Source organism: Bartonella sp. AP88HLJMH, from assembly GCF_042195605.1.
Taxonomy (GTDB): Bacteria; Pseudomonadota; Alphaproteobacteria; order Rhizobiales; family Rhizobiaceae; genus Bartonella.
This window is the reverse complement of record NZ_JBHIOR010000003.1, coordinates 43117-60247: the sequence shown is the minus strand read 5'-3', so window position 1 is coordinate 60247 and position 17131 is coordinate 43117. Positions and strand designations below refer to the sequence as shown.

The 17131-nt window shown below is 38.0% G+C and carries 11 protein-coding genes and 1 pseudogene; 2 read left to right on the top strand and 10 right to left on the bottom strand.

Features of this window, described 5'->3' with window-relative positions:
- Nucleotides 1-77: 77 nt before the first annotated feature.
- Nucleotides 78-800, bottom strand: a pseudogene (locus ACFIMA_RS02265) (tyrosine-type recombinase/integrase); the annotation flags it as partial.
- 1474 nt (nucleotides 801-2274) lie between these two features.
- The gene (gene rpmF, locus ACFIMA_RS02260; protein ID WP_005774555.1) at nucleotides 2275-2454 is read right to left on the bottom strand and encodes a 50S ribosomal protein L32; all 180 of its coding nucleotides are present in this window, start codon (nucleotides 2452-2454) and stop codon (nucleotides 2275-2277) included.
- 424 nt (nucleotides 2455-2878) lie between these two features.
- On the opposite strand from rpmF, the gene ACFIMA_RS02255 reads away from it, so the two are divergent.
- Nucleotides 2879-3781 carry a polyprenyl synthetase family protein gene (locus ACFIMA_RS02255; protein ID WP_375632065.1) on the top strand — a complete coding sequence of 301 codons (903 nt, stop codon included), beginning with the start codon at nucleotides 2879-2881 and terminating at the stop codon, nucleotides 3779-3781.
- 1668 nt (nucleotides 3782-5449) lie between these two features.
- Here the strand turns inward: ACFIMA_RS02255 and ACFIMA_RS02250 are convergent.
- From ACFIMA_RS02250 to ispG, 3 genes are all read right to left on the bottom strand, one after another.
- Nucleotides 5450-6049 (bottom strand): hypothetical protein, encoded by a 600-nt coding sequence (locus ACFIMA_RS02250; protein WP_375632066.1) that lies wholly within the window; start codon nucleotides 6047-6049, stop codon nucleotides 5450-5452.
- Nucleotides 6050-6840: 791 nt separating this feature from the next.
- Nucleotides 6841-7917, bottom strand: a complete 1077-nt coding sequence (locus tag ACFIMA_RS02245; RefSeq protein ID WP_375693096.1) for an MFS transporter — start codon at nucleotides 7915-7917, stop codon at nucleotides 6841-6843.
- Nucleotides 7918-8491: 574 nt separating this feature from the next.
- A complete protein-coding gene (gene ispG / locus ACFIMA_RS02240; RefSeq protein ID WP_375632068.1) occupies nucleotides 8492-9733 on the bottom strand; it encodes a flavodoxin-dependent (E)-4-hydroxy-3-methylbut-2-enyl-diphosphate synthase in 1242 nt (413 codons plus the stop codon).
- An 850-nt stretch (nucleotides 9734-10583) separates the two neighbouring features.
- On the opposite strand from ispG, the gene ACFIMA_RS02235 reads away from it, so the two are divergent.
- A complete protein-coding gene (locus ACFIMA_RS02235; protein WP_375611728.1) occupies nucleotides 10584-10868 on the top strand; it encodes a hypothetical protein in 285 nt (94 codons plus the stop codon).
- A 469-nt stretch (nucleotides 10869-11337) separates the two neighbouring features.
- On the opposite strand, the gene ACFIMA_RS02230 is transcribed toward ACFIMA_RS02235, so the two are convergent.
- The 5 genes from ACFIMA_RS02230 to ACFIMA_RS02210 all read right to left on the bottom strand — a co-directional run bounded on the left by ACFIMA_RS02230 (nucleotide 11338) and on the right by ACFIMA_RS02210 (nucleotide 17111).
- A complete protein-coding gene (locus ACFIMA_RS02230) occupies nucleotides 11338-12345 on the bottom strand; it encodes an HlyD family secretion protein (protein ID WP_375611727.1) in 1008 nt (335 codons plus the stop codon).
- Between the two features lie 33 nt (nucleotides 12346-12378).
- Nucleotides 12379-14007 carry an MFS transporter gene (locus ACFIMA_RS02225; protein WP_375632069.1) on the bottom strand — a complete coding sequence of 543 codons (1629 nt, stop codon included), beginning with the start codon at nucleotides 14005-14007 and terminating at the stop codon, nucleotides 12379-12381.
- A 22-nt stretch (nucleotides 14008-14029) separates the two neighbouring features.
- On the bottom strand, nucleotides 14030-14446 hold the full coding sequence (gene atpC, locus ACFIMA_RS02220) for an ATP synthase F1 subunit epsilon (protein WP_375611725.1): 417 nt from the start codon (nucleotides 14444-14446) through the stop codon (nucleotides 14030-14032).
- A gap of 108 nt (nucleotides 14447-14554) precedes the next feature.
- Nucleotides 14555-16180, bottom strand: a complete 1626-nt coding sequence (atpD, locus tag ACFIMA_RS02215; RefSeq protein WP_375613176.1) for a F0F1 ATP synthase subunit beta — start codon at nucleotides 16178-16180, stop codon at nucleotides 14555-14557.
- A gap of 19 nt (nucleotides 16181-16199) precedes the next feature.
- On the bottom strand, nucleotides 16200-17111 hold the full coding sequence (locus tag ACFIMA_RS02210; protein WP_375693055.1) for a F0F1 ATP synthase subunit gamma: 912 nt from the start codon (nucleotides 17109-17111) through the stop codon (nucleotides 16200-16202).
- Nucleotides 17112-17131 lie beyond the last annotated feature (20 nt).

Here is a 17131-nt window from a genome sequence, read left to right as displayed (position 1 = left end):
ATCGGACACATAAAATCTAGAATGATTCATAGAACTCTTAAAAGTCTCAATCTCTGTTTCAAACAAACCGCTAAAGATTGGATATTCTCAGCAGGAATTGTCCAGATATCATCTTCAATCTGATCTTCACGAATATGACGCAAAGGATTAGTATGAACGCCTGTCAGGATAAGCAAACGCAAAGCCAGTTGTGTTATGTTTTGTGTTTTACAGAGTAACTGATAAAAAACCGGCACATCTCTCCAATCCATGGCTAGTCTATTAATAGTTTTATAGCGTTGCTTACCTTAAGAGCGCGCGTGCTTTTATCGTTGCTTGTAAATCAACATCCAAACCCTAATGCAACCGCATGTTTAAGACAAAGATTAAGACGCTTCAGTGCTTTATCTGCTGTTGCAGCTTTTGCATGCCAAATAGAGGCAAGGGTATTGCGTATCTCTGTTTGCGTAATCTCTGAAACGGGTAGACAGCCTAATTTAGGGAGAATATAAAGGCGTAAGGGTGAAAACCAATCACAAGCTTTACCATCTCTTTTTAATTCAGCTTTACGACTTTCAAATGCATCTAAAGCAATGTTTTTTAAATAATGAAGATTACGCATTGCCTCACGCTTTTGTTTATCGCGTTCTTTAATGGAGTCACGCCCCTCACGTAAAACAGCACCCCACCCAATTGCCAATTCACGGGCTTGTTTTAAAGAAACATCTCGCAACGCTCCCAAGCCCATTTCGCGGCCCCCGTGAAAAGTATAACGGTAAATCCATTGACCACCCCCATCTCTTACGTTTGTGAAGAAGCAAGCCGGTACCATCATTATATTTTCCAGCTCGTGGGTGTTACGACAGCCCTTGGCTCTTAAGACGATTCATAAGAACCATTTCTAGTCCTTTCTTATACAAATTTTATCCACACACTCATCCCACTTGTGACGTGCAAACGAGTGGTTTTGATTGATTCTAGATAGAGAGATTTGAAATAAGTGAATCTTACGTTATTCGGGGTTCTAATTCAATATGAAAAACAATGAATTATATATATAAATCAATATGTTGTCTAGTGATGAACAGATAACAAAAAAATCATAAACTTAGGTAAGCAACACTATAAAATCATTCATAAACCAGCTATGAACTGGAGAATCGTACCGGCTTTGATAAAATACTTTGCTCACCCCCACACATAACATATCTGGTTTTAAGTTTACTTATTTTTACAAGCTGTTCGCAACAAATCCCTTATATTCACAAAAATAAGAAAAATATATAGACAATTCTTAGTTCAAAAACATGAAAATACAGCGTGATATTCATAGAAAAGTCTCATATACCTTTATCATAAAAAGCACTAAAGGTTATTGAATGTATACACCTTCTGTCTTGTAACGGTTTTCTCTTTTCTGCTCATAAGAAAGCACGCTGGCATCAGCATACACTTAACCCAATGTTACAACAATCCTTACATTGGAAAATATTCATTATAAACATTTTTCCTTTTTTATAGAGTTTTCACCCACATGCCAGCCCCACTTGTGACCGAAAAGCAAGTGATTGTCATTGATTCAACATGGGGAAAAATTTGAAATGAGAAAATCCTACGATAGAGCTTCCATTCAAGGCGCAAAACAACAAATGATCTTTATAAATCAATGTGATGTCGATCTCTATTTTTTTAAGGAGAATCACATGTCACAATATAAGTCTATAGACAAACCATTGCCTTAAATATTCTCATAACAAACACCGGAAAACACCGGTATGCTTAAATCCTTACATAGATCAACCGCCTTAAACGATGATATTTTACGGTCTAATAGGATTCTCTCTATAGTCAATAAAGATTAAGTGCGATACAAAATGATTCTATTACTGAGCTAACTTATATCAATACCCAAGCTCTTAACGAAGTCATCATAAAAGACACTGATACAAGCAATCCCTTATAGCCTCTCAAGAAAACAAGAAAATCATCTCCCACAATAGAATCATTTCTCTACAGCAAAACTTTATCCCACACATGTTCTCAAGAAAAAGTGAAAAACGCATCTTACCCAATGCATTCACTAATAAAATAAAAGAAATCCACCACTGGAAAAGAAAGAAAACGCTAAAGTTTTAACCACTAAAACAGAACGCCCACGATACATTTCCTGTTCCACATCGATAGAAGACGACGCAAGGGAACCTCAACATTCATCTTAAAGCGAAAATGCACGCCCCAAGCGTGCATTGATCGATGAAATAAAAGAAGTTGACCTCTGGAAAAGAAAGAAAACGCTCAGTCTTTAACCACTAAAACGGAACGTCCACGATACATTCCCGTTTTCAAATCAATGTGATGAGGACGACGTAATTCACCAGAATTTTTATCTTCGATATAAGTCGGCGCCTTCAGAGCATCAGCCGAACGGCGCATGCCCCTCTTCGCTGGAGAGGTTTTTCGTTTAGGTACAGCCATAAAAAGACACTCCAAATCCATTAAAACAGAAAAAGCAATGTCAAAAATGACAATGCTTCATTTAAAATACCATAAAATTTGAGTATATTATACACTGATAAAAAAGAAGAGGCAATGTCAAAATGATCCTCCTCTTACCAAAAATGACCTTCCTGTTATCAAAAATGGTGTCACAATAATCAAATGAATATCAAAAACATTGCAAAATTTAAGAATTTTATACACCAATGAAAGCTTTTTTATAAGCCCTTCATTCAATTTTTATTTGGTTTAAAAAGGGATTTGCGCATACAGTAGAGATACAGATAAAAAGAGAAGTTGATTTTTAATAAAAAACGACGCCAATTTATGAAAACAAGAAAAAGCAACAACCTTTCTCTTTAAACTTCATAATTTCATTTTTGTAAAAACAAAGGAAGCAAGAATGCACGAATTTACCACCCTTCTTGCAAAACATGGAAATACCGTTGAAAAGCGGCTTGATACCCTGTTAAGTGATCAAATCCAAACTGGTGAAATTTCACGCCCTAAAAATTTAATCAAAGCCATGCGCTATGGTGTGCTGAACGGTGGAAAACGCTTGCGTCCTTTTCTTGTAATTCAAAGTGCTGCACTTTTTGATGTCCCTGTAGAACATTCTCTTGATGTTGCGTGTGCCTTAGAATGTATCCATTGTTATTCGCTCATTCATGATGATCTTCCCGCTATGGATAACGATATACTCCGGCGTGGAAAACCCACTGTCCATGTAGCATTTGATGAAGCAACAGCAATTCTAGCAGGCAATGCCCTCTTAACATTTGCCTTTGAAATCATTGCCCATAAAGCTAGTAATCTATCTACAGATATTAGAATCAAGCTGATCACGTCTCTTGCACAATCGGCAGGACTTGGCGGTATGTTAGGTGGACAAATGCTGGACCTTGAAGCTGAAAAAAGACCGCAAGAAAGTACTGACATCATCACTCTACAACACATGAAAACAGCAGCCCTGATAAGCTTTGCTTGCCAAGCAGGTGCCATCATTGGCAATGCATCTAAAGAATTAACTGAAAAACTTACTGATTTTGGGACCTATCTTGGTTTAGCCTTTCAATTAACCGATGACCTTCTTGATGTCACTGCCAACACGCAAACCCTAGGAAAAACGGCTGGGAAAGATGAAACGGCACAAAAAGCCACTTTTGTTCATCTTTACGGCATTAAAGAAACCCAAAAAAAGCGAGATACACTCATCAGTAAAGCAGAAGCATTCTTACATCCTTTTGGCGCTAAAGCACTCCCCCTCCAACAAGCAGCACACTTTAGTGCAATACGCCAAAATTAAACTTCATCCACCCTATTGTACATAGTGTACACCGTCATATTTATTGAATGCATAATAGACTTTTCCAAGAAACATTACCATTAATCTCCATTATAGTCCTTATCATGAAATGGGTGCGACAAATCTTAAGAGGAATTTCATTAAAACAAGCCGCGTAAATTTATAACACAAATGCATTCTAGGTATCCTATTTTGCATGAAAAATGCCTTTCATTAAAGACTAAAAGAAACAAAATGTAAAACAATGCGTAATCACCATGTTTTAAAAGATATTACAGTGGATGCTTTAAAGCCGAATAAAAAACAACCGGAAAGAGGAAAACTCGTTTTCTCCTTTATGTCTTTAATCTTCTAACGATAAGGCAAAAATAAACAGAATAAGTATAAAACCAGGCATTTTATAAACCCGCAAAAAACAATAAGAGAAGTACAATGCCCTCAGTAGAGAGTCGTAATTTTTATGCCTTTCCACGCTATCTTGTTATAGAAGATCAAATATGGTTACATTCTGTAAATTCAGTCGTGTATTGCTTGCTCTCTAAAAACACTTTTACAAAAATGCTCGTTGTTTAGTTTAAGCATTATTTTTTTGAAGCTCGTATTTAAAATATCAGAAAAAAATGAATATAATGGCTATTTTGATTTTTATGCCACCCTCAAAGAACAAAGTCTTTTAATCCAATCTGCTCTGTAAACAGTCTAGTGTCCTACCGAGTAGGTTTCTCTCGTTTTCCACGCATGCGATTCACTTAAACTAAAGACGCAATAAACAAGACTTAAGAATATTCACCATGCAATTTTTAAAATATTTAATGTATCAAACAAGATACCTTCACCACCCCTCAAATGACAGTATGTTACGGCATAACAGGATAAATAAAGCCATTAATTTCAATAGAACGAAAGACCAAAAAAATATTATTACCGATCTCTCTTTTCTTAGCAAGAAATATATAATACATTGATTTATAATGATAATTTGCGGTTTTTAACTTGAATAAGAACCCTGAATACCGTAAGATTCTCTCATTTCAAATCTGTGTATATTGAATCAATAAAAATCACTTGCTTGCACATCACAAGCGGGAAAAGCCGTGTGGGGCAAAACATCAAAGAAAAGACTAAAAAATGCCTCTTATGAACCGTCTTAAAAACCAAGGGCAGTCCGCAACATTAGGGGCTAGCAAAGTGAATAATTGTGTCGGCATGCTCCTTCAAAAGCAGAAACATTTTTATTTACAAAAGTGTGTAATAACTTCAATTGAATAATAATCATGATCACTGTACAACTTTAATTCATCACGCTCTTTATCTCGTTTATTCAATTCATCACATAAAAAGAGAATTGATAAGATTAAACAGAGAATGATCATTGCAACAGAAAGATAAAAAAGGCCTTATTTTTAATATAATAGCGCAATTTAATTTATGATAAGTACTTTTTTCAAGCTAAGTGTAAATTTCCTCCTTTAAGTGAAATTTTCTTATTAAGATGAAAAGCATCATTGTAAGTGAACCTATGCCTGTTGTAAAAGCTGGAAAATATGTCCACCTTTTGAAGCCATAATAAAAAAACATGCAACATGGCCAAGAAAATGCCGCGATTATCAAGAGTATTATAGCCATTTAATATCCTTTGAGAGAATTTTTCTCATTATCCATTCAATGTCATTTGTAAATTCTTCTTGGTTTCATCATGTCATATATCGTGTTTAGCTCTATGCAAAAACGCGCTATTTGTTTAGTGTTGTCACCATGACCAGCTCTCATACTAGACACAAGGTCAATAATTTGTGTTGTTGGGCTGATGCCATTTCCGCTGGAAGAATTAAGAAATTTTTTCGCGTAATCAATCATGGGGTCGGTAGAATTCATAGACATATTATAGGCCCAAATAAAATCGCTTTCTCTCCAGTTATAGTCATTACGCAAACTGCTTATGACATTGAGTAACATATCTGCTGATATCCATTCATTATAATCACCACGCAATAAATTAACGAAGCGTCCACATAAAACAATCAGTATGTGACGATGCCGTATAATGTCAAACTTTGGTACGATATTCTGATAGCCATGGCTGTATACAAATTTTTTTGCTTGTTCATGCTTTTGAAAATGTTCAAAAGCGCCGTAATTTTCACTGATATATTTTTCGTAAAGTCTATCGTACTGTTCTAGACTATCCACGCGCGTACATCCCACCAATACAAATACAGAAAAAAGAGTTATCAATGTTACAACACGCGTTATGGATAACGATTTCATCGCTTTACCTTTTAATGACCATAATTTGTACGGCTTAACAGATTCCTATCAAATATATCAATATATGCTGTTTTCTTGTGGCTTATTTGTAGCAAATTGTACTCAACAATATTTCTGTACTTGGTTTTATTCCCTCTCAAAGAGGGGAGATATCATTCAAAGTTTCCATAGATAAGTTTATTATCTGGATAAGAGTATTTTCTAACATCAGAAAATACAGAGCTAACGCCACAATCAAAGAGAAAATACTCAAAAACGAGCCATAATGAGAATGAACAACGTAAAAAAATTATCTCAACAAGATGATTGATATTTTAAAGAAAACAGCAATAAAACGCGTTAAATATATCAACAATAAAATCCGTCATGAGGAAAGCCTATTTGAACAGGCTATAAATTGTCCGACTGCTTAAATTAGCTCTAATGAGATAAAGTGTTACCAGCAAGGAACCAATGAAAATGGGAAAACTGCTCCATCACCATTCCTTAATAAGCATATAATCTGGCACAATCATTTTCTTTATCAGCGTCCAATCTTATCAGCAACTCTTTGTGCAATATTCATGAGCAGCATTTTTATTTCCTTTTTAACGATTATTATGCCAAGCCCACTTATAATGTACAAGCAGATGACTTTGATTACTTCAACATACATAGATTTGAAATAAGAGTAACTGACACTATTCAGTCTTTCTCATTCAACATGCAAAAACAACGATGTGCCTTAATAAATAAAAGCCTTGCCCCACTATGAAACCCTATAAAACACGTATCGTAATAAGTTAATATTCTCACTGAACTTTTTTGAGAGTTCCTTCTAAAAAAAATACTGCTAACAAGTAAATCAATAAATAAATAGCAAAAATATAAACGAGTGAGAAAAAGCCAAATATATTGACCATATACGCACTCATGTAAAAAAATACCAATAAGCTAAATCTCCCAACAGTTGACAAGAAAGATTCATATGTAGCCCTGAAATAATCACTAATACTATCATGCAAAACAACTTCTACACGAAGATATGTATACTTAATGAGATAAAAAATCATACAGACTAAAATGACAGCCATTTCTTTTCTTGGTTCAAAGAAAGCAACGGTAAAAATCAGTGAAGCCGAAAGAAACAACAGTAAAATAAAATTCACTCTTTCACTTAGTTTTGTAAAGAGAAGACTAGCCAAGAGCTGAGAGAACAATATAAGTGAAAATGTCACACCAAGATCAAAATAAGTGACATTAATATTATGATCTTTAAATATCCACTGCCAATACTGCGAGAATATATTGAAAAAGATCAATGAAAAATAAAAGCATAAAGAGATATAAGGAACTCTAATAAAAATAGATAACATCTCTTTAGCATCATAAATAAGAGAATTCGCTTTATTTGGTTTTTTCTCTCCCTTCAGGTCATCAAGAAAAAACAAACCAAATAGTGTTGTCATCAACATTAAAAACGCCGCGATATACCATATATATTGGCTAGAATAATCAGCAAAATATGCCCCGATTAAACTGAATATAAACATGCCGATGTAATTATATTGAGAGCTGGAACCAAGCACTTTTTTAGTGGATGTCAATTTTTCTTTTGCATATTGAACAAGTAAAGCATTATAGGCTCCAGCAATTAATGTCAGCGATAAGGCATTAAAAGTTTCTGCCAAAAGAAAACCATAAAAGCTTGTAGAAAATCCCATGAGAAAGAGCCATGTGGCAGCAAAAGCCGCTGCCAAAACGATCGATATTTTATAACTTTTTCGATCAGCAAAATATCCCAGAGGAATATCGGTAACCATCATAATAAAAGCCTGAAACGACTTAATGACACCAATATCAATAAGCGTTAAGCCTTTTTCAAGCATATAAAAGACAATAAAGGCGCCAGTTAAAATCCTTATACCGTTAAATAAAAAGCCAAACGCTAATATACTTGTCATGCATTCCCCCAATAACGCCCAAAAAGGCACCCGTATACATCATTTTATATCAATATAAAAGCTTACATTTTACGACAAATAGGACTATAATCGCTATAAGGATTTCCAATCCTATCAATTTGATACCCCAAAAAATGCTGGGAAAATGCCTGAAAAATCAATAAACAATGTTCTTTCTATAATTTGATATTTGAAGAATCCGTTAAATATTTTACTGTCTCAAGAGCAGCCAAAAACCAGCAACAACATTTACGGATCCATTTAAAGTATTCATATCGTTTTGCTTAATAGTCTTAACACACTCAAACTCATTAATATCCTTCATAAGCTTCTGATTCTAAAACAGGCATATCATCTGGTTTTACCTAAAATAATAAGCAACCAACAACAGTATTGACCATAGCTAAAGCAGCATACAACAGCACCCTCTTCACATTGAAGACAGCTTGTTTAAAAAAACGACACACCCTTTTTACTTCAACCTTATGCGATTTTTACCTCAACCTTGCCCAAAGCGTGTATGAATATAATCACTCAAAAGCGCTTCAAATTCTTCAGCAATGTGATCACCCCGCAAAGTTTTTACCTTTTGTCCCTCAATAAAAACAGGTGCCGCTGGACTTTCCCCCACTCCAGGCAAAGAGATTCCAATATCCGCATGTTTTGACTCCCCCGGTCCATTGACGATACATCCCATCACAGCCACCTTCAAACTTTCAACGCCAGGGTATTTTTCACGCCAAACAGGCATATTTTTGTATAAATCTGCTTCAATTTTTTGCGCCAATTGTTGAAAGACCGTAGAAGTTGTGCGCCCACAACCAGGACAAGCCGCAACAACAGGCAAAAATTGGCGAAACCCCATCACTTGCAAAAGTTCTTGCCCCACCTTTACTTCTCGTGTCCGATCACCACCAGGTTTTGGTGTTAAGGAAATTCGTATCGTATCGCCAATCCCTTGCTGTAATAAAATACCCAAAGCCACCGAAGAAGCAACAATGCCCTTTGTTCCCATCCCAGCTTCCGTTAATCCCAAATGAAGAGCATAATCACAACGCGCCGCCAAGGTGGTATAGACAGCAATAAGATCTTGGACATCACTCACTTTAGCAGAAAGAATAATTTTATCACGCCCCAACCCTAACTCTTCTGCTAAAGTAGCCGAAAGCAAAGCCGACTGCACAACAGTTTCCCGCATCACTTCAGCCACAGATAAGGGTTTTTCTTGCTGTGCATTTTCATCCATAAGCCGTGTTAACAACGCATTATCAAGAGAGCCCCAATTCACGCCAATGCGAATAGGTTTATGATACCGACAAGCAATCTCAATAATTTCTGCAAATTGACGATCTTTTTTTGCGCCAAAACCAACATTTCCAGGATTGATGCGATATTTTGCAAGCGCCTCAGCACACGCAGGATGCTCAGATAAAAGCTTATGACCAATATAATGAAAATCCCCAACCAATGGTACAAAAAATCCTAACCTCTCCAATCGCTCCCGTATTTTTGGTACAGCCGCCGCCGCTTCATCGCGATCAACAGTAATTCGAACCAATTGTGAACCAGCTTGCCAAAGAGCAGCTACTTGAGAAACAGTTGCATCAACATCAGCGGTATCTGTATTGGTCATTGACTGTACAACTATCGGGCTCTGCCCCCCAATAATCACATCACCAACAGCAACACCAACAGATCGACGACGCTCAAGTGGTTTAGATAAAAAATAGGTCGTACTCATCAAGTCCTCAAATTTTTAAAACCTGCGCTATCAATCATTATTTACATTGACTTCCTCCGCGCTTCAAAGGACGAAAATTACACCGCCCACCAATCTTAACAGATTGCTCTCAAAAGGTTCTACCTACTAACACTGATGCAATACAATTCATAGGTGGATTCATTCTATAGACGCACCGGATAAGTTCTACTACTTCTGTTCAAGTTTATACTTCTACACTTGGTTGCTTCAAAAAGAAACTGAAACAAAACAGAGATAATACTGTATTTTTAAGTTGCCTGCCGATACCTTACATCAACGTCACCACAAAACAGTGTTTACAACACAACAGATAACGCCTAACAAAGCGCAATTTTTAAAAATGCATGAAAGACATCGCCAAATTAATCCAACATATTGATTTATAATAATCTATTTTTTACAAATTTGAATAGCAACCCCAAATATCGTAAGATTTCCTCATTTTAAATCTTCTTAATTGAATCAATCAATACCACTCCCTACAGCCACAAGAGAATAGATAGATAAAAACTCCTTATAAACTATTTCAAGTGCCAAAAGCTATCCCAACATTTTAAACAAACAAAAAAATGAAGACATCGCCCACCATCTTTATGAATGAATCTTACACCATTTTGTAAAAATTTTTACCTTACATCCTTAACAAACACCATCACGAAATGAACTCAAGCACATTAAGAAATGCCTCATTAAACCCAAACTCTTAACTCTCATCTCACCCACGCGCGGCATTATCAATGCAACCTTTCAATTTTCAAGCCGTTATAGCAAAACCCCAAACACCATCCCAACTGTCACACAACAATTTAACACATGAAGGAGTCAATAAATGTGTCTATTTTCACCCCATAGAAAAAATGCTAAAATTAAAAAACGTATAGCACAATTAAAAAGAGAGCTGGTCCCCGTAAATCATTGGAGTTTTCAAAATGATAGCTTTGAAAATATTTCTGAGCTGTTTAACACATGGAAACAAAAAGGCCGTCACGCACTTTATCACCTCAACGAACATGCTACAGAATTAAAGAAAAAAGCGAAAGAAAATCCTAAAAAAACCCTCGCATTAGCAGCAGGAGTCGTTTTAGTAAGCTTCTTACTGATCCGTAAAAATTAATAACACAACCAATAACCTTCCCTTTTAATGCCCGCCTCAAAACGGGCATTTTTATGGTTTACAAAATATAAACTTTACGTCTTTCTCCTAACTTTACGCCCTCACCTAAAAGGATAAGTTTCCCATCCGACCCAGTCTATAATCCAATTTTTTATCTGGCTTCCCCCTACCCCCATCTTCCAAACATGCGGTGACACCACACCTCAAAGGACAGTGTTGTGCAAAACCACAAGCAAAGCTTCCAATACTCCACCCCCCCTACTGAGTTAGTTCAAAAGAAATGGAAGTGAGTAAAGATGCATGCGCTTTAATATTCTAAGGAACATTATTTTACATCATGACATAAAAGTATAAGAAGCCTAAGAGCTTTAAAACATGTAGTATAGCAAACCAAACGAAATCTTCCAATGTAAACAACCACTTGCTATAAGTAAATGACGCAAAAATTAAACTGAAAAAACCCAAAATTTCATCCTCCAGAATCGACTCGCTGCGAAGTATCTACATAGGTAACTACGGACATGCCAGGAATGAGTTTTTCAATCCCTTCCTGCCCAGGATCTAAAGCAATCCGTACTGAAATACGTTGCGCAATTTTGATAAAATTACCAATTGTCGTATCCGTTTTTAACAATGAAAATTCTGAGCCTGTAGCAGGTGCAAAACGAACCACACGCCCTGTTAACTTTTTGTTGTTCAATGCATCAACAGAAAAAACAACCGGTTGTCCCACACGCATCTGAGAAAGTTGCGTTTCCTTATAATTAGCAATAATCCAAATATCATCAGAAATAACAGAGACCAATTGTGTCCCTGGCATAACATATTGCCCTACCCGCGCTCCAACTAATCCAATATAGCCTGTTCGAGGAGATAAAATCTTTGTGTGATCGAGATTAAGTTTTGCCAACTCAACACTCACCTTCGCTCCCGCAATTTCTGACTGTAAACTTTGCCGTTCAAGATCCAATTGTTTTTGCAATTGGCGTTTTGTTTCGAGAGCTGTCAAGAGTTGTGAAAGAGGACGAGAAACAGAACTTGCCGCATCACCAAAACCTAACTTTTTACTATCTGGAACAACATTGGAAAATGCTCGTGAACGCGCCAATTCCACCTCTGCTGTATTAATTTCGCCCTGCAAAAGCTGTGCTTGTAATTCAATACTTGCCAGTTTTGCATTTTTTGAATCGAGAACAGCCTGTGCCCGTGCAAGCTGCTGCCGAAAAAGAGAATCATCGAGCTCAAAAAGCAGCATTCCCTTTTCAACGCGTTGATAATCTTGCACATAAATCCGTGCGATTACCCCAGAGATCTGTGAACTAACCAGAGTAACATTGCCCTTAATAGAAGCATTATCCGTTATTTGAATGTTACTCACAAAAGGAGGAAGCCTCCAAGCCCACAAAATCAGCAAAACACCCGTAATGCCCGATAGGAATGCAACAATCGTAGCTTTTGACCGTAATTTTTTTATCATTTTTTTTTGCACCCCTCTTTTTATGACATTACTCTACTTTTCTAATGCACGCAAAGAGCATGACTTAACAATCATTGTGGCAAGAAAAATAACGAATACAACCATTGAAATATAAAAATAAAGCCGAAAAACGTCATCATAAGCAAAAATATTTGCTGTTAACTTAAATTTCTCTATCAACATAGAAGTACCCTGCTCACTTCTCAAGCCATTGGGAACAGAAACACCATAAGAAGGCGAAAATAAAGTATTCATCTCACCAGAAATAAGCGGATCAGTAATAATAATATTTTGTGTTAAGGACTCAAAGTTCTTATGGGCAAAATAAAACTGAAGGCTGCCAAAAAAAGCCGACCCCATCAATCCCCCTGTCACTTGCGTTAGCAAAAAAACAGCAATAAAACTTAAAACGTAACGCGGTCCTCGCTCACCAGCGATCACAAACCCTTTGAAAAGAGCAGGAGGCAAAAAAAGTGCATAACTAAAACTCACCAACCCTTGGCTCAACATCATATCTTGTGGGCGCGTTAAATGGTTTACATGACTATCTAAATAAGCTCCTAACGCCAAACAACCCAAAGACAACAAATAAAAATAATCCTCACGCCCCGCCCGTAAAAAAAAGACACAAACAGCCCCCCCTAACAGAATCCCTAATGTCACCGCAAGATACATGGGCGCCATCTCACGATTGAGCAAACCAAAAAGATTAAAAAACCCTACGGGCAAATTTGACCGCTCCAATAAAAAAACATGAAAAATAAATAAAATAAAAACAGATTGGACCATTTCTTTACTGAAAATCCAACGGAGATCAATCAACGGTTTTTCTCTATTAAGCTCAATAATAATAGCAATAGCCAACGATAAAATAGCAAGTGCGAGCCCCCAACCAATCCATGGTGCTTCATACCACCAATACAATATGCCAACAGACATGATCACAGCATTTAATCCAAGACCAAGAGCAATCAAACCATAGCTTATCCAATCTAATTTTTGAATAACCTTACTACGCACAACAGGAGTAAGAGGCAAAGTATAGATACAGACCAAGCTGATAAGAACCAACCCCATTTCCAGAGCGGAAAGACTGGAAAAACCACCATTTTCCAGCAAATCAGGAGAAATCAAACGTGATAAAGGTGCCGCTAAAGCCGCATTCATATAATTCAAACTAAGACCAACAGTAAACTTCTTTGCTGGAGCAAAAGCTTCCATCATATAAAGCAGCGCAAGCGAAGCCAAAGGAGCAGCAGCAATCCCAGCAAAAAAGCGAATAATCAATGCAGAACGCAAATCCGTAACAAAGAGCTGCAACACGCAAACCAAAACAAAGCCAAGAATTGATAATTCAGCAAAAGCGCGCAGCCCAAATTGATAGCGGATTTTGATCAACATAATCGCTACACTCACATTTGGCGCCATATAAGCCGCTACCAGCCATGTCGTCTCGGCCAAAGTTGCATGAAAATCACCCGTAAGATGGACAATGTTAGACTGAACAATATTAGCCCCTAAACCATAAGCCCATTGCAAAATAAGAGAAGCAAAAATATAAACAAAGCACTTTGGCAAAGGTCCTGCAAAGACACGACCAGGATGAGGAAAAGGTTTTGCACTCCTTTTAGCAGACACAACCGTACTCTTTTTTCCGCTCATGTCATCTTTTCCTGTAACTCTGCTACGCTTCTATCAACACAGCACCATCAGCTGACAACTGCTGGAAAAAAGCCTCTATTTTATGATTGTCCTCATCACTTGTCCCTCCTTCTAACGTCGCTTGAATCTGCAAAATCTGCTGTTCTAATACATCAAAAGAAAGATTCTCTACAGCCACAACGTGCTCTACCAATAAAGAGCAGCCTGAAAAGGTAATATTTGCAACACCCCCGCATACAACAAATAATTTTTCACCCACAGAGGTGCGAACACGAACACTGCCCAACACAATACTTGCCACCAATGGCGCATGATGCGCCATAACTGTCAAATAACCTGAGGCTGAAGGAAGAACAACAGACACGACCTGCTCTGAAAACACAATTTTTTCAGGCGATACAAGCTCAAATAAAAAATGCTCTTCTCTATTGTTTTCCACAAAAGTCTCCACAATACCCGATATAAGGACTCTCCGTTTTCTCCAACGACTCGTCCTTTTTAACGAAAAATACCCATGACAGTTTTTTCTTGAATAAGAAGCTTCTTACTAAGAAGCCTCTGCCATGAGACGCTTTCCTTTTTCAAGTGCTTCATCAATCGAACCAACCATATAAAAAGCAGCTTCTGGCAAATCATCATAATCGCCAGCACAAAGCCCCTTAAAGCCTTTGATTGTCTCTTCCAAAGGAACGAGTTTCCCCGGTGAACCAGTAAAGGCTTCCGCAACATGGAAAGGTTGCGAAAGGAAACGTTCAATTTTACGCGCCCGCCCCACCAGCAATTTGTCATCTTCAGAAAGTTCATCCATTCCAAGAATAGCAATAATATCCTGAAGCGCTCTATAACGTTGTAAAATGGTTTGCACTTGACAAGCAACCGTGTAATGCTCTTCCCCCACAATCAATGGATCCAACATACGCGAGAAAGAGTCAAGCGGATCAACCGCTGGATAAATCCCCTTTTCCGCAATAGAGCGCGAAAGAACAGTTGTTGCATCCAAATGAGCAAAAGACGCTGCCGGCGCCGGATCCGTCAAGTCATCTGCCGGAACATAAATTGCCTGAACGGAAGTAATAGAGCCTGTTTTTGTACTAGTAATACGTTCTTGCAACGCTCCCATATCTGTTGCCAAAGTTGGCTGATACCCCACAGCAGAAGGAATACGCCCTAAAAGAGCAGACACCTCAGCTCCTGCTTGCGTGAAACGGAAAATATTATCCACAAAGAAGAGAACATCTTGTCCTTCATCACGGAAACTTTCTGCAATTGTCAATCCTGAAAGAGCCACACGCGCACGCGCTCCTGGTGGTTCATTCATTTGCCCGTAAACAAGGGCACACTTTGACCCTTCCGTTGAACCATTATTCTCTTTTGGATTCACATTCACGCGGCTTTCGATCATTTCATAATAAAGATCATTTCCTTCACGTGTACGTTCTCCCACACCAGCAAATACAGAATAGCCACCATGTGCCTTTGCAATATTGTTTATAAGCTCCATAATGAGAACGGTTTTTCCAACACCAGCACCACCAAACAAGCCAATTTTACCTCCTTTAGAATAAGGGGCTAACAAATCCACGACTTTAATACCGGTGACAAGAATTTCCGAAACAGTCGATTGTTCAACATATTCAGGTGCCTCTTGGTGAATAGAACGTGTTTTGGTTGAAGCGATTGGTCCCACATTATCCACCGGTTCCCCAATCACATTCATAATACGTCCCAACGTTGCTTCTCCTACAGGAACGCTAATTTGTGTGCCTGTATCCACAACCTTTTGGCCCCGCATCAAACCATCAGTCGTATCCATAGCAATCGTACGTACGGTATTTTCACCCAAATGCTGCGCAACTTCTAATACCAAGCGATTGCCTAAATTCTCTGTTTCCAAAGCGTTGAGAATTTTTGGCAATTCACCTTCAAATTGCACATCAACGACAGCACCAATAATCTGCTTGATTTCACCAACAGCGCCTTTTGCATGCTCTTCTTTTTTTGCGGATGTATCTTTTTTTACAGGTGTATCTTTAGCTGCATCACGCGCAGGTACAGAGGAAGCCTTTACATCTACTTGAGATTTCGAAGCGGCTTTTTTCACGCTGGAACGAGCAGCTGGTTTCTTTTTTTCACCTTTTTCTGTTCCTTTGCTTGAGGTTACTGCTTTTACCATCAATCCTTACCTTCTCCATTTAAAGCGCTTCAGCGCCCGCAATAATTTCGATCAATTCTGTCGTAATCTGTGCTTGACGTTGACGATTATAAGCCACCGTCAATTTACTAATCATTTCACCCGCATTGCGCGATGCATTATCCATAGCTGTCATCTTGGCGCCCATTTCACCAGCAACATTTTCTAGCAAAGCCCGAAAGATTTGCACCGAAAGATTACGTGGTACAAGGGCCTCTAAAAGAGACGCAGCATCAGGTTCATATTCATAAACAATCGATTGTGAACCTTTGTTATGATCGGTTTGCTCCACAACATCTATTGCCCCAACAGTTGCTTTTGGAGCAACCATTGGAATCAAATCCAAAGCTGTTGGACGCTGATTAATTACGGAAACAAATTCAGAATAAAACAGCGTACAAACATCGAAAGCGCCTTCATTGAATAAATCAACAATCCGTTGACTAATCATCACTGCCTCTGCAAAACCAATTCGCTTTACAGCATGCAAATCGATATGATCAATTATCAAGCCTTTGTAATCACGCGATAAAATATCCGCGCCTTTTTTACCCACAGTGATAATTTTTACTATTTTATCAGCCGCCAACAATGCCTTAATCTGTTCACGTGCACGACGAGCAATTTGCACGTTAAAAGCACCACACAAACCGCGCTCAGCAGTACACACCACCAAAAGATGTACATCATCGCGCCCCGTACCACGCATAAGAGTAGGCGCATCAACACCATCTACATCAGCAGCAACACTGGTCAAAATATCAGCCATTCTCTTCGCATAAGGACGTGCAGACTGCGCTGCCTCTTGAGCACGATGCAACCTTGCCGCTGCAACCATTTGCATAGCTTTGGTAATCTTTTGTGTTGCTTTAACCGAAGCGATACGGTCTCTAAGATCTTTTAGTGAAGCCATTCAAGCATTCCATCAATTCA

Bases quoted from the DNA above. Each gene is read 5' to 3' on its own strand.
- ACFIMA_RS02210 (WP_375693055.1), bottom strand. From the start codon at position 17,111: ATGGCTTCACTAAAAGATCTTAGAGACCGTATCGCTTCGGTTAAAGCA.
- ACFIMA_RS02225 (WP_375632069.1), bottom strand. From the start codon at position 14,007: ATGAGCGGAAAAAAGAGTACGGTTGTGTCTGCTAAAAGGAGTGCAAAA.
- atpD (WP_375613176.1), bottom strand. From the start codon at position 16,180: ATGGTAAAAGCAGTAACCTCAAGCAAAGGAACAGAAAAAGGTGAAAAA.
- ACFIMA_RS02235 (WP_375611728.1), top strand. From the start codon at position 10,584: ATGTGTCTATTTTCACCCCATAGAAAAAATGCTAAAATTAAAAAACGT.
- rpmF (WP_005774555.1), bottom strand. From the start codon at position 2,454: ATGGCTGTACCTAAACGAAAAACCTCTCCAGCGAAGAGGGGCATGCGC.
- ACFIMA_RS02245 (WP_375693096.1), bottom strand. From the start codon at position 7,917: ATGCTTGAAAAAGGCTTAACGCTTATTGATATTGGTGTCATTAAGTCG.
- ACFIMA_RS02230 (WP_375611727.1), bottom strand. From the start codon at position 12,345: ATGATAAAAAAATTACGGTCAAAAGCTACGATTGTTGCATTCCTATCG.
- ispG (WP_375632068.1), bottom strand. From the start codon at position 9,733: ATGAGTACGACCTATTTTTTATCTAAACCACTTGAGCGTCGTCGATCT.
- ACFIMA_RS02250 (WP_375632066.1), bottom strand. From the start codon at position 6,049: ATGAAATCGTTATCCATAACGCGTGTTGTAACATTGATAACTCTTTTT.
- ACFIMA_RS02255 (WP_375632065.1), top strand. From the start codon at position 2,879: ATGCACGAATTTACCACCCTTCTTGCAAAACATGGAAATACCGTTGAA.